We start from the raw sequence: 21,978 nt of genomic DNA, 5'->3' as shown, positions 1-21,978 counted from the left end.
CTGCACGTAAGGGGAAGCCATGACAGCGACGACCGACGGAAGCACCGGGGCCCTGCCGCCCCGCGCTGCCGCGGCCAGCGAAACCAGCACCACCCCCGTGGCGGCGGGGGTTCACGACGCCGCCGTGCACGCCGTCCGGCGCGCCACCGAGCACCTGCTCTCCCGGCAGGACGCCGAGGGCTGGTGGAAGGGCGACCTGGAGACCAACGTCACCATGGACGCCGAGGATCTGCTGCTCCGTCAGTTCCTCGGCATCCGGGACGAGTCCACCACCCGCGCGTCCGCCCTGTTCATCCGCGGCGAGCAGCGCGAGGACGGCACCTGGGCCACCTTCTACGGCGGACCGGCCGAACTCTCCGCCACCATCGAGGCGTACGTCGCCCTCCGGCTGGCCGGCGACGAGCCCGAGGCCCCGCACATGGCGAGGGCGGCGGAGTGGATCCGGGCCCAGGGAGGCATCGCGGCCGCCCGGGTCTTCACCCGGATCTGGCTGGCCCTGTTCGGCTGGTGGAAGTGGGAGGACCTGCCCGAACTCCCGCCCGAGCTCATCTACTTCCCCACCTGGGTGCCGCTCAACATCTACGACTTCGGCTGCTGGGCCCGGCAGACCATCGTCCCGCTGACGATCGTCTCCGCCAAGCGGCCGGTACGGCCCGCGCCGTTCCCGCTGGACGAGCTGCACACCGACCCGGCGAACCCCAATCCGCTCAAGCCCCTTGCTCCGGTGGCGAGTTGGGACGGCGCCTTCCAGCGGCTCGACAAGGCACTGCACCAGTTGCGCAAGGTCGCGCCGCGCAGGCTGCGCCGGGCCGCGATGAACACCGCCGCCCGCTGGATCATCGAGCGGCAGGAGAACGACGGCTGCTGGGGCGGGATCCAGCCGCCCGCGGTGTACTCGGTCATCGCCCTGCATCTGATGGGCTACGACCTCCAGCATCCCGTGATGCGTGAGGGCCTGGCATCACTGGACCGCTTCGCCGTCTGGCGCGAGGACGGGGCCCGGATGATCGAGGCCTGCCAGTCGCCGGTCTGGGACACCTGCCTGGCCACCATCGCGCTCGCCGACGCCGGGGTCCCCGCCGACCATCCGCAACTGGTCAAGGCCGCCGACTGGATGCTCGGCGAGGAGATCGTCCGGCCCGGCGACTGGGCCGTGCGACGGCCCGGACTGCCGCCCGGGGGCTGGGCGTTCGAGTTCCACAACGACAACTACCCCGACATCGACGACACCGCCGAGGTGGTCCTCGCGCTGCGCCGGGTCCGGCACCACGACCCGGAGCGGGTGGAGAAGGCGATTGGGCGCGGGGTGCGCTGGAACCTCGGCATGCAGTCCCGCAACGGCGCCTGGGGCGCCTTCGACGTCGACAACACCAGCCCGTTCCCCAACCGGCTGCCGTTCTGCGACTTCGGCGAGGTCATCGACCCGCCGTCGGCCGATGTCACCGCGCACGTCGTGGAGATGCTCGCCGTCGAGGGTCTCGCCCACGACCCGCGCACCCGGCGGGGCATCCAGTGGCTGCTGGCCGAACAGGAGCCGGACGGCTCGTGGTTCGGACGCTGGGGCGTCAACTACGTCTACGGCACCGGATCCGTCGTACCCGCCCTCGTCGCCGCCGGATTCCCCGGCTCGCACCCGGCGATCCGGCGGGCCGTGGCCTGGCTGGAGTCGGTGCAGAACGACGACGGGGGCTGGGGCGAGGACCTGCGCTCCTACCAGGACACGCGGGGCTGGAGCGGCCGGGGTGCCTCCACCGCCTCGCAGACCGCCTGGGCGCTGATGGCGCTGCTGTCCGCGGGGGAGCGGGAGTCCAAGGCCGTCGAGCGGGGCGTGGAGTGGCTCGCCGCCACCCAGCGCGAGGACGGCTCCTGGGACGAGCCGTACTTCACCGGCACCGGCTTCCCCTGGGACTTCTCCATCAACTACCACCTCTACCGGCAGGTGTTCCCGCTCACCGCGCTCGGCCGCTATGTGCACGGCGAGCCCTTCGCCGAGGCCAAGGGGGGCTGATGAACACCCAGCCCGCTCCGGCTCCGCTGCTGATCGCCTGCGCGCTCGGCATCGAGCATCTCGCGCTGCGCACGGGCGACCGCGGTGACGCCGGCGGGCCGGTCACCGTGGTGCGCACCGGCATGGGACCCAAGGCGGCCGAGCGGTCCGTCACCCGGGTCCTGTCCGACCCTGCGTTCGCCGGGGCCGCCGTCCTGGCGACCGGCTTCTGCGCGGGGCTCGCCCCGGGGATGCACCCCGGCGACCTGGTCGTCGCCGAGGAGACCCGGGACCCGCGCGGGACCACCGAGTGCGTCGCGACCGAGCTGCTCGTCAAGGAACTCGTCCGCGCCGTCCCGGGGCGCACCGTCCACACCGGGCCGCTCACCGGTTCCGATCACGTGGTCCGTGGTCCGGAGCGGTCCGATCTGCTCGCGACCGGCGCAATCGCGGTCGACATGGAGTCGGCGGCGACGCTCCTGAGCGCCGTGCGCGGGGGTGAGCGCCCCGTTGCGGCCGTCCGGGTGGTCGTGGACGCTCCAGAACATGAACTCGTCCGGATCGGCACGGTACGCGGGGGAATATCAGCGTTCCGTGTTCTCAGGTCGGTCCTTCCCGCTTTCTACGAATGGCACCGTTCTTTGCTGCTCCCCAGGAGGTGAGCCAGATGGCCATGCCGCTGCGTCAGTCCATCAAGGTCGCTACTTACTTGGCCGAACAAAAGCTCCGCAAGCGCGACAAGTTCCCGCTGATCGTTGAGTTGGAACCGCTGTTCGCGTGCAACCTCAAGTGCGAGGGCTGCGGGAAGATCCAGCATCCGGCGGGGGTGCTCAAGCAGCGCATGCCGGTCGCACAGGCGGTGGGCGCCGTGCTCGAATCCGGCGCGCCGATGGTGTCGATCGCCGGGGGTGAGCCCCTGATGCACCCTCAGATCGACGAGATCGTGCGGCAGTTGGTGGCCAAGCGGAAATACGTCTTCCTGTGCACCAATGCCATGCTGCTGCGCAAGAAGATGGACAAGTTCAAGCCCTCGCCCTACTTCGCGTTCGCCGTGCACATCGACGGACTGCGCGAGCGCCACGACGAGTCGGTGGCGAAGGAGGGCGTGTTCGACGAGGCGGTGGAGGCGATCAAGGAGGCCAAGCGGCGCGGCTTCCGGGTCACCACCAACTCCACCTTCTTCAACACCGACACCCCGCAGACCATCGTCGAGGTCCTCAACTTCCTCAACGACGACCTCAAGGTCGACGAGATGATGATCTCGCCCGCCTACGCCTACGAGAAGGCGCCCGACCAGGAGCACTTCCTGGGCGTGGAGCAGACCCGCGAGCTGTTCAAGAAGGCCTTCGCGGGCGGCAACCGGCGCCGCTGGCGGCTCAACCACTCGCCGCTCTTCCTGGACTTCCTGGAGGGCAAGGTCGACTTCCCGTGCACCGCGTGGGCGATCCCCAACTACTCCCTCTTCGGCTGGCAGCGCCCCTGCTACCTGATGAGCGACGGCTATGTGCCGACGTACCGGGAGCTGATCGAGGAGACCGACTGGGACAAGTACGGCCGCGGCAAGGACCCGCGCTGCGCCAACTGCATGGCGCACTGCGGCTACGAGCCCACCGCCGTCCTCGCCACCATGGGCTCCCTGAAGGAGTCGCTGCGCGCCATGCGCGAGACGGTCAACGGAAACCGGGAGTGACATCATGACCGCCATCCCCTTGGGCGTCCCCGAGGTACCGGTCCGGCCGATCGCCGAGCGGCGCGTGTCGCGACGGATCCAGGTCGGGCCGGTGGCGGTCGGGGGCGGCGCCCCGGTGTCGGTGCAGTCGATGACCACGACCCGTACGTCGGACATCGGCGCCACCCTTCAGCAGATCGCCGAACTCACCGCGTCCGGCTGCCAGATCGTCCGCGTCGCCTGTCCCACCCAGGACGACGCGGACGCCCTGGCCACCATCGCCCGCAAGTCCCAGATCCCGGTGATCGCGGACATCCACTTCCAGCCCAAGTACGTGTTCGCCGCGATCGAGGCCGGCTGCGCGGCCGTACGCGTCAATCCCGGCAACATCAAGCAGTTCGACGACAAGGTCAAGGAGATCGCGCGGGCCGCGGCCGACCACGGCACGCCGATCCGGATCGGGGTCAACGCGGGCTCGCTGGACCGGCGGCTGCTGAAGAAGTACGGCAAGGCGACCCCGGAAGCGCTCGTCGAATCGGCGCTGTGGGAGGCGTCGCTGTTCGAGGAGCACGGCTTCAGGGACATCAAGATCTCGGTGAAGCACAACGACCCCGTGGTGATGGTCGGGGCGTACACGCTCCTCGCCGAACAGTGCGACTACCCACTGCACCTGGGCGTCACCGAGGCCGGTCCCGCCTTCCAGGGCACGATCAAGTCGTCGGTCGCCTTCGGGGCCCTGCTGTCGCGCGGGATCGGCGACACGATCCGGGTGTCCCTGTCGGCGCCGCCCGCCGAGGAGGTCAAGGTCGGCATCCAGATCCTCCAGTCGCTGGGCCTGAAGGAACGGCGCCTCGAGATCGTCTCGTGTCCGTCCTGCGGGCGCGCCCAGGTCGACGTCTACAAGCTGGCCGACGAGGTCACGGCGGGCCTTGAGGGCATGGAAGTGCCGCTCAGGGTCGCCGTCATGGGATGTGTGGTCAACGGTCCCGGCGAGGCCCGGGAGGCCGATCTGGGGGTCGCCTCCGGCAACGGCAAGGGGCAGATCTTCGTGAAGGGCGAGGTCGTCAAGACGGTGCCCGAGTCGAAGATCGTGGAGACCCTGATCGAGGAGGCGATGAAGATCGCCGAGCAGATGGAGCAGGACGGCGTCGAGTCGGGGGAGCCGGCCGTCACCGTGAGTTGAGCAGCACGGACCGAAGGGGGCCCGACGTGACGATTCTGGAGAACATCCGGGGACCACGCGACCTGAAGGCGCTGTCCGAGGCGGAACTCGGGGAACTGTCCGACGAGATCAGGGAGTTCCTGGTGCACGCGGTCGCGCGGACCGGCGGACATCTCGGGCCCAACCTGGGAGTGGTGGAACTGTCCATCGCGCTCCACCGGGTCTTCGAGTCGCCGGTCGACCGCATCGTGTGGGACACCGGCCATCAGAGCTATGTGCACAAGTTGCTGACGGGGCGTCAGGACTTCTCCAAGCTGCGCGGCAAGGGCGGCCTGTCCGGCTATCCCTCGCGCGAGGAGTCCGAGCACGACATCGTCGAGAACAGCCACGCCTCCACCGCGCTCGGCTGGGCCGACGGCCTCGCCAAGGCCCGCCAGGTGCAGGGCGAGAAGGGGCATGTCGTCGCGGTCATCGGCGACGGCGCGCTGACCGGCGGCATGGCCTGGGAGGCGCTGAACAACATCGCGGCCGCCAAGGACCGGCCGCTGATCATCGTCGTGAACGACAACGAGCGGTCCTATGCCCCGACCATCGGCGGCCTCGCCAACCACCTCGCCACGCTGCGCACGACCGACAGCTACGAGCAGGTCCTGGCCTGGGGCAAGGACGTACTGCTGCGCACCCCGGTCGTCGGACACACCGTCTACGAGGCCCTGCACGGCGCCAAGAAGGGCTTCAAGGACGCCTTCGCACCCCAGGGCCTCTTCGAGGACCTCGGCCTGAAGTACGTCGGACCCATCGACGGCCATGACATCGGCGCCGTCGAGTCCGCGCTGCGCCGCGCGAAACGCTTCCACGGGCCCGTCCTGGTCCACTGCCTCACCGAGAAGGGCCGCGGCTACGAACCCGCCCTCGCCCACGAGGAGGACCACTTCCACACCGTCGGCGTGATGGACCCGCTCACCTGCGAGCCGCTCGCCCCGTCCAACGGCCCTTCCTGGACCTCGGTGTTCGGCGACGAGATCGTGAAGATCGGCGAGGAGCGCGAGGACGTCGTGGCGATCACGGCGGCCATGCTGCACCCGGTGGGTCTTGGCAAGTTCGCTCAGAGGTTCCCGGACCGGGTCTGGGACGTCGGCATCGCCGAGCAGCACGCGGCCGTGTCCGCGGCCGGACTCGCGACCGGCGGGGTCCATCCGGTCGTCGCCGTCTACGCCACCTTCCTCAACCGCGCCTTCGACCAGCTCCTGATGGACGTCGCCCTCCACCGCTGCGGAGTCACCTTTGTGCTGGACCGGGCCGGCGTCACCGGAGTCGACGGTGCCTCCCACAACGGCATGTGGGACATGTCGATCCTCCAGGTGGTCCCGGGTCTGAGAATCGCCGCGCCCCGCGATGCCGACCAACTCCGGGCCCAGCTACGGGAAGCCGTCGCCGTCGACGACGCGCCCACGCTGGTGCGGTTCCCGAAGGAGTCCGCGGGCCCGTCGATCCCGGCGGTGGACCGGATCGGCGGACTGGATGTACTGCACCGTTCCTCGGGAGAGCCGGACGTCCTGCTCGTCGCGGTCGGCGTCATGGCTCCGGTCTGCCTCCAGGCCGCGGAACTGCTGGAGGCACGCGGCATCAACTGCACGGTCGTCGACCCCCGTTGGGTCAAGCCCGTCGACCCGGCGCTGCCCGGCCTCGCCGCCGGACACCGCCTCGTCGCCGTCGTCGAGGACAACAGCCGGGCGGCCGGAGTGGGCGCCGCCGTGGCGCTCGCCCTCGGTGACGCCGACGTCGATGTGCCGGTACGGCGGTTCGGCATCCCTGAGCAGTTCCTCGCGCACGCCAAACGCGGCGAGGTACTGGCGGACATCGGCCTCACGCCCGTCGAGGTCGCCGGACGGATCAGCGCGAGCCTGGCCGTCCAGGAGCCAGTCAAGGAGACAGCGGAATGACCACGGAGTTCGACCTCGGCGCGCTGCTGGCCGAGCGCGGAGCCGAGCGCTACGAGCTGCACGGCAAGTACCTCAACCACCAGCTCCCGCGCATGCTGCACACCATCGGCTTCGACAAGGTCTACGAGCGCGCCGAGGGCGCCTACTTCTGGGACGCGGAGGGCGCCGACTACCTCGACATGCTCGCCGGGTTCGGCGTGATGGGCCTGGGCCGCCACCACCCCGTCGTCCGCAAGGCGCTGCACGACGTCCTCGACGCCCAGCTCGCCGACCTCACCCGCTTCGACTGCCAGCCGCTGCCCGGACTGCTCGCCGAGAAACTGCTCGCGCACAGCCCGCATCTGGACCGGGTGTTCTTCGGCAACAGCGGCACCGAGGCGGTCGAGACCGCGCTGAAGTTCGCCCGCCGCGCCACCGGCAGGCCCCGCGTCCTCTACTGCGACCACGCCTTCCACGGACTGACCACCGGCGCCCTGTCCGTCAACGGCGAGGACGGCTTCCGGGACGGCTTCGCCCCGCTGCTGCCCGACACGGCCGTACCCCTCGGTGATCTCGACGCCCTGGCACGGGAGTTGAAGAAGGGCGACGTGGCCGCCCTGATCGTCGAGCCGATCCAGGGCAAGGGTGTGCACGCGGCCCCGCCCGGCTACCTCCGGGCCGCCCAGGAACTGCTGCACCGGCACAAGGCGCTGCTCATCGCCGACGAGGTGCAGACCGGGCTCGGCCGGACCGGGGACTTCTACGCCTATCAGCACGAGGACGGCGTTGAGCCGGACCTGGTGTGCGTGGCCAAGGCCCTGTCCGGCGGCTATGTGCCGGTCGGCGCCACCCTCGGCAAGGACTGGATCTTCAAGAAGGTCTACTCCTCGATGGACCGGGTCCTCGTCCACTCGGCGAGCTTCGGCGCCAATGCCCAGGCCATGGCGGCCGGGCTCGCCGTGCTCGCGGTCCTGGAGGACGAGCAGATCGTCGCGAACGCCCGCGCCACCGGCGACCTGCTGAAGTCCCGGCTCGCGGCGCTGACCGACAAGTACGAGCTGCTCGCCGACGTGCGCGGCCGGGGCCTGATGATCGGCATCGAGTTCGGCAGGCCCTCCTCGCTGAAGCTGCGCAGCCGGTGGACCATGCTCCAGGCGGCGCGCAAGGGACTGTTCGCGCAGATGGTCGTCGTACCGCTGCTCCAGCGGCACCGGATCCTCACCCAGGTCTCCGGTGACCATCTGGAGGTGATCAAGCTGATCCCGCCACTGATCATCGGGGAGCGGGAGGTGGAGCGGTTCGTGGACGCCTTCACCGAGGTGATGGACGACGCGCACAGCGGTGGCGGGCTGATGTGGGACTTCGGCAAGACGCTGGTGAAGCAGGCGGTGGCCAACCGCTAGAGGTTCCTCGACGGAGTTTGCCTCGGAGGCAAGAAATTTGCCGCTGAGGCAAGATTCCGGCTGAATGGAGAGCATGAGCTCTCCCGAGACCGGGCCGGCCGACGAGCTGCCCGTGGTGGCGCCGCAGCTGCGTGCCCTCAGGCGACAGGCCGCCCTCACCCTGGAGGCCTCGGCCCGCGCCGCAGGTCTGTCGCCGGCCCATCTGTCCCGGCTGGAGACCGGGCAGCGCCAGCCCTCACTGCCGATGCTGCTCTCGCTCGCGCGTATCTACGGTACGACGGTCTCGGAGCTGCTCGGCGAGACGGTCGCCGACCGGGAGTCCGTCGTGCGCTCCGCCGCCATGGAACCGACGGCGGCCGGCGGCTGGACGTACTGGCAGGCCGGCGCCCCCGGCCGCGGCATGCAGGCCCTGCGCGTGCACGTCCCCTTCGGCTCCCAGGGCGACATCGTGCGGGTGCATCCCGGCGAGGAGTGGCTCTACGTCCTCACCGGGCGGCTCCGGCTGCGCCTCGGGGACGCCACGCACCGGCTGGAACCGGGTGACAGCGCCCACTTCGACTCGCTCACCCCGCACCGGATCGCCGCCCTGGATCCGGACGGGGTCGAGCTCCTGTTCGTCCACACCCTGCTTCAGAGCCCCACGGCCGCCCTGTGCCTGGGCGGCCCGACCCCTTCACACATTGGAGAGACGCCATGAGCGACATGGAGGAGAAGTTCCCGCGCGCCCTGTGGGTCCGCCTGATCATCTACATCGCGGTGGGGCATGTCTTCGCCGCGTTCATCTACTTCCTGTTCGAGGTGGGCGCGAAGCAGTAGCCACGCGGCTCGGCCTCCGTCAGTCGAGCAGGCGCTCCCGCAGCCGCTCCCGGACCTCGGGGGTGACCCCCAGCGCCTGCTCCAGATACGTGTCGACGCCGCCCCAGGTCTCGTCGATCGTCTCGAAGGCCGCGGTCAGGTACTCGGCGCGCGCGTCGAAGAGCGGGCTGAGCAGCTCGATCACCTCGGGGGTGTAGCTGTTGTTGCGCTGCACCTTGTAGCGGCGGTGCTTGGCGTTGGACTCCAGGTAGTCGGCGAGGATCGCCTCCCGCTCGACGCCCAGGGCGAGCAGCGTCACCGCTATCGACAGACCGGCCCGGTCCTTGCCCGCCGCGCAGTGCATCAGGGCCGGGACGCTGTCCTCGGCGAGGGAGTGCAGCACCCGGGAGTGCTCGGCGGTGCGCTCCTTGATGATCGTGCGGTACGACTCGATCATGCGGTTGGCGGCCTTGCCGTCGTCCAGGATCTCCCGCAGCTGCTCGATGTCGCCGTCGCGGACCATCTTCCAGAACTCGGCGCCGTCCGCGGGGTCGGACAGCGGCAGGTTCACATTGCGCACCCCGGTCAGCTCGACGTCGGGGCCCTCCAGCTTCTGGTCCGCGGCGTTGCGGAAGTCGAAGATCGTGTGCAGACCGAGAGTGTCGAGGAACGTCGCGTCCTGGTCGGTCGCGTGCGCGAGATGGCCGCTGCGGAACAGCACGCCCTGCCGTACCCGGCGTCCGTCCACGGTCGGCAGTCCGCCCACGTCTCGGAAGTTGCGAACTCCGGCCAGCTCCGGCTCGGTCGACGGGACCTGCTGCGTCACTTGGGCTCCTCCCACCGGGTCCGTCCGGCTCGGCTCGCCGACGGCACGCCTCGACGATACGACATCGAATCCGGCCACCCAGGGAATGTGTCAAAACGGGCGAACAGTGCCTATATCCCTCTGATTCCGTTCTGTCCGAATTGCAGCCTTCATTCCAACTCGCTCTGGAATAAAGGAGTCTGGAGCAACGTCACGTGAGCAGCGTCATATCCGTGACGGTGCGTCGTCCGTCATGTTCACGTAATTCATGCGCTTTTCAAGGGTATTTGCGGGAGTCGATCTCTCCCTAATGCACGGAAAGTGAGCGGGAATTCTTACAAGGGATCAAGAAAGGTGCCTTCGGGCGGAACCTTCTGCTTGTCCCTTTGCGTCTTGGTCGCTTACGTTCGCCACCAATCCGAGCGGACGCCTAATCCTGCCGCCGCTCGGGATCCGCACACTCACCCGTGCACGGCAGGAGCGGGGGACCCACAGGCACAACCGCCTGGTCCGGTCTCCGGAACAGGCTCGGGGTCAAGTCGCGCCCAGCGCGCGGCCGGACATCTCCAGTCCGAACCCGACAGCTCACCTCGTAGGCGCCGGAGAGGAATTCGCCATGCCCGCGAAGGGTAAGCACCGCCGTCCCAAGAGCCTGCGCTTCACCCGCACGATCGCCGTCGCCGGAACCGGTGGCGCCGCGCTCGCCCTCCCGCTTCTGGGAGCCACCGGCGCCCACGCGGCCCCGGCGCAGTCGGTTTCGGAAAAGGCCGTTCAGTCGGTCCAGTCCGTCCAGTCGGTCGACAAGAAGACGGCCGAGAAGAAGGCCGCCGCGAAGAAGTCCGCCAAGACCTACACGGTCCGCTCCGGCGACTACCTCTCGAAGATCGCGGACGACCAGAACGTCAGCGGTGGCTGGCAGAAGCTGTACCAGGACAACCGCGCGGCCGTCGGCACCGACCCGTCGCTGATCCACCCCGGTCTGAAGCTGTCGATCGGCAAGAAGGCCGCCACGACGGACGCCGCCGAGAAGCCGGCCGCGAAGTCCTCCACCAAGTCCTCCTCGGGCGCCACGAAGAAGTCGTCGCAGTCCGCCACGGCTTCCCAGTCCTCCGCCTCCCAGGCGCAGCCCGCCGCCCAGACCGCCCCGAGCACCGTCAACGGCTTCTCCGCTCCGGTCTCCGGTGCCGGTGTCGGCACCTCCTACAAGGTCGCGGGCAGCATGTGGTCCAGCGGCTACCACACCGGCGTCGACTTCGTCGTCCCGACCGGCACCTCCCTGAAGGCCGTGGGCGCGGGCACCGTCGTCTCGGCCGGCTGGGCGGGCGCCTACGGCAACCAGGTCGTCATCCAGCTCGCCGACGGCCACTACGCGCAGTACGCCCACCTGTCCTCGCTGTCCGTCTCCAGCGGCCAGTCGGTGACCGCGGGCCAGCAGGTCGGCCTCTCCGGCTCGACCGGCAACTCGACCGGACCGCACCTGCACTTCGAGATCCGCACCACGCCGAACTACGGCTCGGACGTGGACCCGGTCGCCTACCTCAACTCGAAGGGCGTCTCCGTCGGCTGACGGCCCCCCGCCCCACGGCAACCTGCCTGACACGCAACCGAAGGCCGGACCCCCGATCCCCGGGTCCGGCCTTCGGTGTTGCCCGGCGTCCGGGTCTGGCGATTGACGCCTCAACAGCCCTGATCCGGGGCTTATTCCAAAGTTGGTGAAGGCTTTAGGAGTGGCTTATGTCACCGCCCGTCAACCCCTCCTTACGGTCGCGTAGGTCACATTCGAGGGTGAATCATGAGCCGATGTGGCAGACGATTCGAAGAGTGACAGCAGAGCAGTGATCGGGTCGTACGTGGCGGTGGGGGACAGCTTCACCGAGGGCGTCGGCGACCCTGGCCCGGACGGGGCGTTCGTCGGCTGGGCCGACCGGTTCGCGGTGCTGCTCGCGGACCGTCGGCCCGAGGGCGACTTCGGCTACACGAACCTGGCGGTGCGCGGGAAACTGCTGGACCAGATCGTGGCGGACCAGCTTCCCAAGGCCCGGGAACTCGCCCCGGACCTGGTCTCCTTCTGCGCCGGCGGCAATGACATCATCCGGCCCGGCACCGACCCCGACGAGGTCGCCGAGCGATTCGAGCGGGCCATCGCCCAGCTCACCGAGACCGCCGGGACCGTCATGGTGACGACCGGCTTCGACACCCGTGGCGTGCCCGTGCTGAAGCATCTGCGCGGCAAGATCGCCACGTACAACCTGCATGTGCGGTCCATCGCCGACCGGTACGGCTGCCCGGTGCTCGACCTGTGGTCGCTGAAGACCGTGCAGGACCGGCGCGCCTGGGACGACGACCGGCTGCATCTCTCGCCCGAGGGGCACACGCGCGTGGCGCTGCGCGCGGGCCAGGTGCTCGGCCTTGAGGTGCCGGCCGACCCGGACCAGCCCTGGCCGCCCCTGCCGCCGCGCGGCACGCTGGAGGTCCGGCGGGACGATGTGCACTGGGCGCGCGAGTACCTGGTGCCGTGGATCGGACGGCGACTGCGTGGGGAGTCCTCGGGCGACCATGTGACGGCCAAGGGCAGCCTGTCGCCGGACGACATCAAGATGCGGATCGAGGCGGCCGTCTGAGGTTCCCCGCCAAGGGCGCCCCGGGCGGGGCCGGAGCGGCGGCTCAGCGCGCCGCTGCCGTCAACGCCTCCCGCTCGATGCCCAGTTCGCGGGCCAGTGCCTCGTCCGCCCACTCCTGGGCACGCGCGCGTGAGAGGGCGCCCTGGTAGGACGTCAGCTGGACGGCGAGGCCGTCGAGGAGGGCGGTGAGGCGGAGGGCGGCGGCCTCGGGGTCGGGGCAGGGGAACTCGCCCGCGGCCACGCCTTCGGCGATGACCTCGGTGATGGCCGCCTTCCACCGCTGGTCGAGGGCTTGGGTGACCTCACGCAGCGCGGGTTCGCGCAGCGCCGCCGCCCAGCCCTCGATCCACAGCCGCCAGCCCTTGGCCTGACCGGTGGGCGCGTACCAGCGGACGGCCGTGCGCAGTCGGCGCAGCGCGGTCGTACGGCGGCCGAGCAGCTTGCGCAGATGCGCGAGGTCGTCCTCGGCGGCGTACGCGAAGGCCGCGGCGACCAGCTTCTCCTTGGTGGAGAAGTGGTACAGCACCAGCGCGTTGCTCACGCCCAGCGCCGAGGCCACGTCGGCGATCCTGACGGCCGACACGCCCCGCGCCTCGATCTGCTCGATGGCGGCGCGCAGCAACTCCTCACGCCGCTCCGCCACACTCAACCGCACCCTCGCCACGGCGCTCACCCTAAACCCTGGTGACCGGGGCACCGGGGTCCACCCCGGGGTGGTGAAGGGCTCAACCAGGCGCGCCGCGCGGGCCGGTGCGCAGCCGTTCACCTCGGACGCCCCCGGCCCATCGGCTCGCGCTCACCGGTACTGCCCGTACCGTTCCACGATCACCGGATGCCGGTCCGCCGCGATGGCGTGGGCTGCCGCGCGGGGAGTCGTGCCGTCGCTCTCCGCGCGGGTGAGCATCTGCTCGGTCAGGGTGCGCATGGCGTGGCGGATGTGGGCGAAGGCTTCCGCCGGGTCGGGGCCGATGTCGCCGAAGAGGGTCCACCACCACCAGGCGTTCGTACCGGAGTTGACCACGACGTCGGGCAGCACGGTGACGCCCCGCGCGGCCAGCAGCGCCTCGGCCTCGGGGAGCACCGGCATGTTGGCGGCCTCGACGATCCACCGGGCGGTGATCCGCTCCTGGTTCACGCTGTCGACGGCGTACGACACGGCCGCGGGCACCAGCACCTCCGCGTCCGCCGACAGCCAGGCGTCCCCGGGGAGCTCCCGGTCGGCGGAGCGCAGCGCGCCGCGGTCGACGGTGCCGTACGCGTCGCGCGCGGCGAGCAGGGCCTCGACGTCCAGGCCCGCCGGGTTGGCGATGGTCCCCTTGAGGTCGGCGACGGCCACCACCGTCAGCCCCGCGCGGGCGAGGAAGCGGGCCGTCGCCCCGCCCATGGTGCCGAGCCCCTGCACGGCCACGCGCGTGCCCGCGTGAGGCACCCCGGCCCGGTCCAGGGCCGTGAGCGCCGCCTCCGCCACCCCGCAGCCGCCGGCCAGCTCGTCGAGCCCGATGCCGTCCACCTCCACGGCGAAGGCGTCGGCCAGCCGCCGCCGGGCCGCGGGCTCGTCGTCGAGCAGCGGATACACCGCCTGGATCGACGACACCAGACCCGCCTCGGCCGCCGCCCGGTCCACCAGATCCTGGCTCAGCCCCAGGTCCTCGCCCGTGGTCCAGAAGCTCTCGATGTAGGGCCGTACCGCCCGGAGGTAGCGCACGAGCAGGCCGTACGCCGCCGGATCGCGCGGATCGCAGTCGATGCCGCCCTTGGCACCGCCGAGGGGGATGTAGCGGCCCTGTGGGTCGTAGTGCAGCGCTTCCTTCATGGACATGCCCCGGGCGAGGCCGGTGACCTCGTCGAGGGTGCAGCCCTCGCGCATCCGCAGACCGCCGCTGCACACCCCGCGCACCAGCCGGTCGATCACGAGAAAGCCCTGGTGACCGGTGATGTCGTCGGTCCAGGTGAGCGAGAGGAGTGGGACGGTCATAAGTCTCCTTACTGAATCGTCATTCAGTATCTTGAGCCGGTGTCCGCACTGTCAATGTGCTGAACGGATCATCAGCGGGGAACGGGCGGCGGTCGTTGTCGGAGGGGCCGACCATAATGGGATGTCTCGACGACTCCACCTGGAGGTACCGTGACCGGTTTCCGTTCCCTGAGCTCCGTGCTCCGCGCGCTGGAGCCGGCGGCCTTCGGCGCGGAGCCGACGGGCGAGCGTATGGAGCGCATCCGCAGATCGCCCCATTTCAAGGACGGCGTCTTCCAGAACCCCGGGGGCGTGGCGCGGACCAGGCCCTCCGGTTCGATGCTGGAGTTCGCGAAGGTCTTCTTCGCCAAGGACGAGCGGCCGCGCAGATCCCCCAAGGGCACGGTGCCCGTGCACGCCACCACCCTCGCCGACCTGGCGCATCCGCCCGCCACCGGCCTGCGGATCACCTGGATGGGCCACTCCAGCGTGCTCGCCGAGATCGACGGGCACCGGGTGCTCTTCGACCCCGTCTGGGGCGAGCGCTGCTCCCCGTTCTCCTTCGCCGGGCCCAAGCGGCTCCACCCGGTGCCGCTGCCGCTGGCCGCACTCGGCCCGGTCGACGTCGTGGTGATCTCGCACGACCACTACGACCATCTGGACCTTCCCTCGATCAAGGCGCTGGCCGGGACGGACACGGTGTTCGCGGTGCCGCTCGGCGTCGGCGCCCACCTGGAGCACTGGGGCGTCTCCGCCGACCGGCTGCGTGAGCTGGACTGGCACGAGTCGACCAAGATCGGCGGACTCACCCTGACCGCCACCCCGGCCCGGCACTTCTGCGGTCGCGGTCTGCGCAACACCCAGCACACGCTGTGGGCCTCCTGGTCCGTCGCCGGTTCCGAGCACCGGATCTTCCACAGCGGCGACACCGGCTATTTCGAGGGCTTCAAGGACATCGGCGCCGCGTACGGCCCGTTCGACACCACGATGATCCAGATCGGCGCGTACAGCGACTTCTGGCCGGACATCCACATGACGCCCGAGGAGGGCATGCGCGCCCACCTCGACCTCCAGGGCGGACAGCCGCACGGCGTGCTGCTCCCGATCCACTGGGCGACCTTCAACCTCGCCACGCACGCGTGGGCGGAACCGGGGGAGTGGACCAGGGACGCCGCCGACGAGGTCGGCCAGGCCGCCGCCCTGCCCCGGCCCGGCGAGCCCTTCGAACCCGGCGGACTGCTCCCCGTACAGCCCTGGTGGCGGGTGGCGTCCCTGCCGATCCCTCACCCGTGGCGGCGGCCCCGGTCGACGCAGGTTCCCGACGAGACCCCGAAGCCCGATCTCGACCTTGCGGGTGATCGGTGACGGCGGGCGAGGGCCTGCGAACGGGGACCGGCGACTGATCCGCCCACGGGGCGCCGCGGGGTGGCGGATAGCGTGTGGGCATGACGATGACGGGGAAGCGACGGGTCCTGTACCGGCAGGGCACCGGGTTCTGGCGGATGACGGCGAAGTGGGTCGTGGTCTTCGGGGTCCTGTATCTGCTGGACGGGCTGCTTCGGTCGTGGGGCGACGCTCTGGTCTGGCCGCTGATCGGGATCATCCTGTGGGTGCCGTTCGGGGTCGGCATCGTCTGGTACGAGAAGAAGGACCAGCGCGTCGCGCTGACGACGCGTGAACTGCGGGTGCGGCGCAAGCGGTTGCCGATGGAGAAGGTGAACCTCCTGCACGTGGCGCGGCTCTGGCTGGAGGGACGGTCGACCGCGGACGACCAGCCGGTGGGGGAATGGCTACGGGTCGACCGGGTGGTGTGGGTGCCACTGACGGACGGCCGGGCGTTCGGCGTGGAGTTCCGCGACCCGGCCGCGTTCGCCAAGGTCTTCGGCGCCTTCGCGATCGAGGCGTGCGGCGGGCCCGACATCGTCCGCGCGAGGGCCGCGGCGGAGACCTACCCGGAGCCGCGCCCGATGCGGCCGCGCCCCGCCGAAGACCCGGGCTCCTGGCTGGACCTCCTGGACATCTTCAGCTGACAGCCGGACGGCAGACGAGGGGGCGACACGGCGGGTGACGGTCGGGCCAGAACCCTCGGGAGGGTGAATGCGGCGGCGGCGAGTTGACCGCGGTCGGAGAAAAAGTTGAACGGCGAGGGGCAGGGAGCGAGAGGCTCTCTACCCCTCGCCGTTCGCGTATGACCGCTTCAGACCTGGTGTGATCGATGTGTTGTCGTTCCGGTGCGAGGTTCGACGGTGGAGGTCGATCTCCCGTACGAGCCCTCATACCAGAGCGCGATGCTCCGCGTACGAGTTTGTCAACTGCCCGCCGCACATGATGCCTTGGCGACTACTGTCAGTGTCCGTCGGGCGACGCAGGGCCGTTTTTTCTGCTCTCTCGACCGACACCGCGATGGCGCACGCCCGACGCTCAGACAGAGCCGGGCGTCGTGTGGACCACGCCCGACGGACACAGTACGAGGACACCGATGTCTCACCTCCGCGCACCGGCCGCACGCGCAGACCGCCGTGAGGGCGGGCGGCACGGACGGCCGGTCGCCCGCCCCGCCCCCGCGCTGCCCGAGACGCACATACGGCCGCAGCTCCTCCGGCTCGCCGTACTCCCCCCGGTCGCGGTGGCCCTGGCCGGCTGCGCGGCCGTGCTGTTCACCGTCCGCACCACCGGCGCCCGGCCCAGCCTCACCCTGTGGGGCATGCTCGCCGGAGCGGTCGCGGTGGCCCTCTCGGGCATCGTGATCGCCGCCGTGGTCGCCGACCGCACCGCCCGCTCGGTCCGCGAGCGCATCGGCGCCCTGCGCCGCAGCAGCGCCCGCGGCGAGGCCGATCTGCGCGCCCTGGTCGAAGCGCTGCGCCGCGGCGACAGCCCGCCCCGGCGCAAACCGCGCAGCGGCCCGCCCGAGGACGCCGACGACTTCGAACTGCTCGCCGCCGACCTGTCCCGCGCCCACGACGGGGCCGTCACCGCCGTCGTCCAGGCCGCACAGCTGTCCAGCCAGGCCGGCAGCGAACAGAAGCTGGAGGTCTTCGTCAACCTCGCCCGGCGCCTTCAGTCGCTGGTGCACCGGGAGATCTCGATCCTCGACGAGCTGGAGAACGAGATCGAGGACCCCGACCTGCTCAAGGGCCTCTTCCATGTGGACCACCTGGCCACCCGGATCCGCCGCCACGCCGAGAACCTCGCCGTCCTCGGCGGTGCCGTCTCCCGTCGGCAGTGGAGCAACCCGGTCGACATGACCGAGGTGCTGCGCTCCGCCATCGCCGAGGTCGAGCAGTACTCCCGGGTCAAGCTCGTCCCGCCCATCGACGGCACCCTGCGTGGACACGCCGTCGCCGACGTCATCCATCTGCTCGCCGAACTCGTCGAGAACGCCACCGTGTTCTCCGCCCCGCACACCCAGGTGCTGCTGCGCGCCAACCTCGTCACCGCGGGGCTCGCGGTCGAGGTCGAGGACCGCGGACTCGGCATGCCCGTCGGCGAACAGGAGCGGATGAACGCCCTGCTCGCCGACCCCGACCAGGTCAACGTGGCCCGGCTGCTGGCCGACGGCCGCATCGGCCTGTTCGTGGTCTCCCAGCTCGCCAAGCGGCACGGCATCAACGTCCGGCTCCAGACCAACATCTACGGCGGGGTCCAGGCCGTCCTCGTCGTACCGCAGGGCCTGCTCGGCACCGACGCAGGCGGCCCCGCGACGGCGGACGGCGCCGGGACCGACACAGCGCGGCAGGCGGTGCAGGCGCAGCCGCAGGCGCACGCTCGGCCCGCCGCCCAGGCGGCGCCGCAGCGGTCCGGGCAGCGGGCCGGGGCGCCGATGGTGAACGGCGCCGTGCCGCTGCCCGTGCGCGGCTCCCACGAGGAGCGGCCCACCATCGCGGAGGCCGTGCCCGGCATCCGGGCCCAGGACCGGGCGATCGTCGCCGAGCACACCGTCGCGCCGCCCACCCCGCGCACCGGCGCCGTCCGCGGCACCATGGGCAAGCCCCAGCTGCCCCGCCGTCGCGCCCAGGAACACATCGCCCCGCAACTGCGCGACGGCCCCGCCCCCCGCCCGGAACCGGAGCACCTCGCCGGGCATGACCCCGGACTGATGGCCGCCTTCCAGCGGGGGATCGGTCTCGCCGAGGCCCAGCAGTCCCTGGAGTCGGAGCACCAACTGGACCACCTGGGCGGCGACGCCCTGACCGCGGAGTTCCTGGAGACGGACGTGACCCCGGCGCGGATACCGGACGCGCGCACGCACCTGTCCCACTCCGAGCACACCAACCGGCACGACGGGAGCACACCAGCCGGATGACCACGCACGCATTCACCCCCACGCCCAGCGCTCCCGCAGACCTTCGTACCTCAAGGAGTCGATCCCCCATGGCGAGCGAAGCGCCGACCGGCCATGTATCCGATCTCGACTGGCTGATGAGCGGCCTCGTGCAGCGCGTACCGCACACGACCAGTGCGGTGCTGCTCTCCTGCGACGGGCTGGTCAAGTCGGTCCACGGCCTCGATGCCGACAGCGCCGACCACATGGCGGCCCTGGCCTCCGGCCTCTACTCCCTCGGCCGCAGCGCCGGAGTCCGCTTCGGCGACGGCGGAGAGGTCCGCCAGGTCGTCGTCGAGCTCGACTCCACGCTGCTGTTCGTCACCACCGCCGGATCCGGCACGTGTCTCGCGGTGCTGGCCGGCCGCGAGGCCGACGCGGCCGTGCTCGGCTACGAGATGGCGATGCTGGTCAAGAGCGTCCGCCCCTACCTGGTGACCGCGCCCCGCCAGCACGCAGTCGAACCGTCTGCGTCGAGGCCTTGAGCGTGGCGGCGGCCGGCGACGGGCCCTGGCTCGACGACGCGGCCGGACGGCTGGTGCGCCCTTTCACGGTCAGCAACGGCCGGACCCGGCCCACCGTCGCCCTCGACCTCATCTCCCAGGTGATGGCCACGGGGGCGACCCCCCTCGGCTATCTGGGCCCCGAACACACGGAGGCGCTCGACCTGTGCCGCGCCCCCGTCTCGGTCGCGGAGGTCGCGGCCCAACTGAAGCTGCCGGCGGCGGTCACCAAGGTGCTGCTGTCGGACCTGGTCGACTGCGGGGCGCTCACCACCAAGCCCCCCGAGTTCCACCACAACCCCACTGACCGGGCTCTTCTGGAGGCAGTGCTCGATGGACTACGACGACAGCTCTGACTACGACGGCGGCGCAGACCCGTTCCCCACCGCGCTGAAGATCCTGGTGGCGGGAGGGTTCGGGGTCGGCAAGACCACCTTCGTCGGCGCCGTCAGCGAGATCGCACCGCTCAGTACCGAGGAGCTGCTCACCACGGTCAGCGCCGCGACCGACAACCTCGACGGCGTGGAGAACAAGGTCGAGACGACGGTCGCGATGGACTTCGGCCGGATCACTCTCGACCCCCAGCATGTGCTGTACCTGTTCGGCACGCCCGGACAGGAGCGGTTCTGGTTCATGTGGGACGAGCTCTGCGAGGGCGCCCTCGGCGCCGTGATCCTCGCCGGCACCCGCCGACTGGAGGACTGCTTCGCCGCGGTCGACTTCTTCGAACAGCGCGGGCTCGGCTTCATCCTCGCGATCAACGAATTCGACGGCGCCTATCGCTACGACCCCGAGGAGGTCCGCGCCGCCATCGACCTCGACCCGGGGATCCCCGTCGTGCGCTGCGACGCCCGGATCTCCAGTTCCGGCGTCCAGACCCTGCTGACCCTCGTCAAACACCTCATCGCCCATACTCCGGCCCCCGCGACCGGCTATGGCGCCCATATGTGATCCCCGCACACCCCACGGAGCCCACCCATGGCATACGCCCACACCGAGGAAGTGAGCCGATGAGCTACGACCCGCCCCGCCCGGCAGGTCGTCTGCTGCTCACCCCGGAGGACAAGGAGGCCCCCGCCCGAGCCCACCGACTGCGCCGGCTGGGACTCGGCGAACGAACCGACCCCGCCCTCGACGCCTACGCCGACCGTCTCGGCGACGCCACCGGGGCGCCGTACGCCATGGTCAACTTCCTCGACGAGAACCGGCAGTTCTTCGCCGGCCTGCGCCGCCCGGCCAGCGGGTCCTACCGCAAGGGCGACGGCACCAGCCCGGAGGTCGGCCGCATTCTGCCGCGCGACCACGGGTTCTGCCCCCATGTGGTGGTCCGGCGCAAGGCGCTGGTCCTGGAGGACGTCCTCGACTACCCGCGGTTCGCGGGCAACCCGGTCGTGGACGAGTTCGGCATCCGCTCCTATCTGGGCGCGCCGCTGATCGACAGCACGGGGATGGTGCTGGGCACGGTGTGCGTGGCCGACTTGGCGCCCAGGCCCTGGGGCAGGATCGGTCTGGAGACGATCAAAACCGCCGCCGCCGACCTCGTCGTACGCCTCGAACGGTGGGAGAGCGACGGGCTCGGGCCCTGAGGGGCCGACGACGGCCGACGCGGGCCGATGAGGGCGTGAAGCGGAGCTTGGGCTGCGGTTAAGAAATCCTCGATGGACCCGGGGCACGACGGTACGGCAGATTGCAGTCGACACCACCTTTTCTCCCGGTCCGGGCCTTCTTCGGCATGCCCGCGTCCGGGAAACCGACCCACGGGAGCCGTACGCGTGAAGGCGCTGGTCAAGGAGAAGGCGGAGCCGGGACTCTGGCTCGCGGACGTCCCCGAGCCCGCCATCGGGCCCGGTGACGTCCTCATCAAGGTGCTGCGCACCGGTATCTGCGGCACCGACCTGCACATCCGGTCCTGGGACGGCTGGGCGCAGCAGGCGATCAGCACCCCGCTGGTGCTCGGCCACGAGTTCGTCGGCGAGGTCGTCGAGACCGGCCGCGACGTCAGCGACATCAAGCCCGGCGACCGGGTCAGCGGCGAGGGCCATCTGGTGTGCGGCAAGTGCCGCAACTGCCTGGCCGGACGCCGCCACCTGTGCCGGGCCACGGTCGGGCTCGGGGTCGGCTGGGACGGGGCGTTCGCCGAGTACGTCGCGCTGCCCGCGTCCAACGTCTGGGTGCACCGGGTCCCCGTCGACCTCGATGTGGCCGCGATCTTCGATCCGTTCGGCAACGCCGTGCACACCGCGCTGTCCTTCCCGCTGGTCGGCGAGGACGTCCTGATCACCGGCGCGGGCCCGATCGGTCTGATGGCCGCCGCCGTGGCCCGGCACGCGGGCGCCCGCAACGTCGTCATCACCGACGTCAGCGAGGAGCGCCTGGAGCTGGCCCGCAAGATCGGCGTGAGCCTGGCGCTGAACGTCGCCGAGACGCAGATCGCCGACGGGCAGCGGGAGTTGGGCCTGCGCGAGGGCTTCGACATCGGCCTGGAGATGTCCGGCCGCCCCGAGGCCATGCGCGACATGATCGCCAACATGACGCACGGCGGCCGCATCGCGATGCTCGGCCTGCCCGCCGAGGAGTTTCCGGTCGACTGGGCCCGGATCGTCACCTCGATGATCACCATCAAGGGCATCTACGGCCGCGAGATGTTCGAGACCTGGTACGCCATGTCCGTCCTGCTGGAGGCCGGCCTCGACCTCACCCCCGTGATCACCGGCCGGTACGACTACCGCGACTTCGAGACGGCCTTCGACGACGCGGCGAGCGGCCGCGGCGGCAAGATCATCCTCGACTGGACCGCGTAAGCCCTCTCTGGACGCGTAACCCCTCTTAGGAGCCT

21 protein-coding genes and 1 riboswitch are annotated in these 21,978 nt (G+C 70.6%); of the genes, 18 read left to right on the top strand and 3 right to left on the bottom strand.

Features of this window, described 5'->3' with window-relative positions; translation table 11 throughout:
- Window positions 1–19: 19 nt before the first annotated feature.
- From shc to BN159_RS07700, 8 genes are all read left to right on the top strand, one after another.
- On the top strand, window positions 20–2,008 hold the full coding sequence (gene shc / locus BN159_RS07735; RefSeq protein ID WP_015656371.1) for a squalene--hopene cyclase: 1,989 nt from the start codon (window positions 20–22) through the stop codon (window positions 2,006–2,008).
- Window positions 2,008–2,649, top strand: coding sequence for a phosphorylase family protein (locus BN159_RS07730; RefSeq protein WP_015656370.1), 642 nt, complete (start codon window positions 2,008–2,010; stop codon window positions 2,647–2,649). The genes shc and BN159_RS07730 overlap by 1 nt, the downstream gene beginning before the upstream one ends.
- Before the next feature lie 5 nt (window positions 2,650–2,654).
- On the top strand, window positions 2,655–3,677 hold the full coding sequence (gene hpnH, locus BN159_RS07725; protein ID WP_015656369.1) for an adenosyl-hopene transferase HpnH: 1,023 nt from the start codon (window positions 2,655–2,657) through the stop codon (window positions 3,675–3,677).
- A gap of 4 nt (window positions 3,678–3,681) precedes the next feature.
- On the top strand, window positions 3,682–4,839 hold the full coding sequence (gene ispG / locus BN159_RS07720) for a flavodoxin-dependent (E)-4-hydroxy-3-methylbut-2-enyl-diphosphate synthase (protein ID WP_015656368.1): 1,158 nt from the start codon (window positions 3,682–3,684) through the stop codon (window positions 4,837–4,839).
- A gap of 26 nt (window positions 4,840–4,865) precedes the next feature.
- Complete coding sequence (gene dxs, locus BN159_RS07715; protein ID WP_015656367.1) at window positions 4,866–6,761, top strand: 1-deoxy-D-xylulose-5-phosphate synthase; 1,896 nt, start codon at window positions 4,866–4,868, stop codon at window positions 6,759–6,761.
- Window positions 6,758–8,143: an aspartate aminotransferase family protein gene (locus tag BN159_RS07710; protein ID WP_015656366.1), complete on the top strand. Its 1,386-nt coding sequence runs from the start codon at window positions 6,758–6,760 to the stop codon at window positions 8,141–8,143. Before dxs ends, BN159_RS07710 begins: the two co-directional genes overlap by 4 nt.
- A 73-nt stretch (window positions 8,144–8,216) precedes the next feature.
- Window positions 8,217–8,840, top strand: coding sequence for a helix-turn-helix domain-containing protein (locus tag BN159_RS07705; protein ID WP_041818934.1), 624 nt, complete (start codon window positions 8,217–8,219; stop codon window positions 8,838–8,840).
- Entirely contained in the window at window positions 8,837–8,959 is a 123-nt protein-coding gene (locus tag BN159_RS07700) for a DUF6126 family protein (RefSeq protein WP_015656364.1), read from the top strand. Before BN159_RS07705 ends, BN159_RS07700 begins: the two co-directional genes overlap by 4 nt.
- Before the next feature lie 19 nt (window positions 8,960–8,978).
- On the opposite strand, the gene BN159_RS07695 is transcribed toward BN159_RS07700, so the two are convergent.
- Window positions 8,979–9,764: a tyrosine-protein phosphatase gene (locus tag BN159_RS07695; protein WP_015656363.1), complete on the bottom strand. Its 786-nt coding sequence runs from the start codon at window positions 9,762–9,764 to the stop codon at window positions 8,979–8,981.
- Window positions 9,765–10,195: 431 nt separating this feature from the next.
- Window positions 10,196–10,355, top strand: a riboswitch (cyclic di-AMP (ydaO/yuaA leader).
- Between the two features lie 4 nt (window positions 10,356–10,359).
- Here BN159_RS07695 and BN159_RS07690 point away from each other — a divergent pair.
- Together BN159_RS07690 and BN159_RS07685 are read left to right on the top strand one after the other, a co-directional pair.
- Entirely contained in the window at window positions 10,360–11,310 is a 951-nt protein-coding gene (locus BN159_RS07690) for a M23 family metallopeptidase (protein WP_015656362.1), read from the top strand.
- Between the two features lie 268 nt (window positions 11,311–11,578).
- Complete coding sequence (locus BN159_RS07685; protein WP_015656361.1) at window positions 11,579–12,364, top strand: SGNH/GDSL hydrolase family protein; 786 nt, start codon at window positions 11,579–11,581, stop codon at window positions 12,362–12,364.
- A 43-nt stretch (window positions 12,365–12,407) separates the two neighbouring features.
- Here BN159_RS07685 and BN159_RS07680 read toward each other — a convergent pair whose 3' ends face one another.
- Complete coding sequence (locus BN159_RS07680) at window positions 12,408–13,028, bottom strand: TetR/AcrR family transcriptional regulator (RefSeq protein ID WP_015656360.1); 621 nt, start codon at window positions 13,026–13,028, stop codon at window positions 12,408–12,410.
- A gap of 132 nt (window positions 13,029–13,160) precedes the next feature.
- Window positions 13,161–14,339: a Glu/Leu/Phe/Val dehydrogenase dimerization domain-containing protein gene (locus tag BN159_RS07675; protein WP_015656359.1), complete on the bottom strand. Its 1,179-nt coding sequence runs from the start codon at window positions 14,337–14,339 to the stop codon at window positions 13,161–13,163.
- A 150-nt stretch (window positions 14,340–14,489) separates the two neighbouring features.
- On the opposite strand from BN159_RS07675, the gene BN159_RS07670 reads away from it, so the two are divergent.
- The 8 genes from BN159_RS07670 (at window position 14,490) to tdh (ending at window position 21,943) form a co-directional block, all read left to right on the top strand.
- Window positions 14,490–15,683, top strand: a complete 1,194-nt coding sequence (locus BN159_RS07670) for an MBL fold metallo-hydrolase (RefSeq protein WP_015656358.1) — start codon at window positions 14,490–14,492, stop codon at window positions 15,681–15,683.
- 80 nt (window positions 15,684–15,763) lie between these two features.
- On the top strand, window positions 15,764–16,348 hold the full coding sequence (locus BN159_RS07665) for a hypothetical protein (protein WP_015656357.1): 585 nt from the start codon (window positions 15,764–15,766) through the stop codon (window positions 16,346–16,348).
- Window positions 16,349–16,797: 449 nt separating this feature from the next.
- Window positions 16,798–18,621, top strand: a complete 1,824-nt coding sequence (locus tag BN159_RS07660; RefSeq protein ID WP_015656356.1) for a sensor histidine kinase — start codon at window positions 16,798–16,800, stop codon at window positions 18,619–18,621.
- A gap of 68 nt (window positions 18,622–18,689) precedes the next feature.
- Window positions 18,690–19,124, top strand: a complete 435-nt coding sequence (locus tag BN159_RS07655; RefSeq protein ID WP_015656355.1) for a roadblock/LC7 domain-containing protein — start codon at window positions 18,690–18,692, stop codon at window positions 19,122–19,124.
- Between the two features lie 2 nt (window positions 19,125–19,126).
- Window positions 19,127–19,498 (top strand): DUF742 domain-containing protein, encoded by a 372-nt coding sequence (locus tag BN159_RS07650; protein ID WP_015656354.1) that lies wholly within the window; start codon window positions 19,127–19,129, stop codon window positions 19,496–19,498.
- The gene (locus tag BN159_RS07645; protein ID WP_015656353.1) at window positions 19,476–20,093 is read left to right on the top strand and encodes a GTP-binding protein; all 618 of its coding nucleotides are present in this window, start codon (window positions 19,476–19,478) and stop codon (window positions 20,091–20,093) included. Before BN159_RS07650 ends, BN159_RS07645 begins: the two co-directional genes overlap by 23 nt.
- 59 nt (window positions 20,094–20,152) lie before the next feature.
- Window positions 20,153–20,728: a GAF domain-containing protein gene (locus tag BN159_RS07640; RefSeq protein WP_015656352.1), complete on the top strand. Its 576-nt coding sequence runs from the start codon at window positions 20,153–20,155 to the stop codon at window positions 20,726–20,728.
- Between the two features lie 186 nt (window positions 20,729–20,914).
- Entirely contained in the window at window positions 20,915–21,943 is a 1,029-nt protein-coding gene (gene tdh, locus BN159_RS07635) for an L-threonine 3-dehydrogenase (protein WP_015656351.1), read from the top strand.
- Window positions 21,944–21,978: the final 35 nt, after the last annotated feature.

The organism is Streptomyces davaonensis JCM 4913, from assembly GCF_000349325.1.
Classification (GTDB): domain Bacteria; phylum Actinomycetota; class Actinomycetes; order Streptomycetales; family Streptomycetaceae; genus Streptomyces; species Streptomyces davaonensis.
Note: the sequence above shows the minus strand (reverse complement) of the source record. Positions and strands in the feature narration are given on the sequence as shown.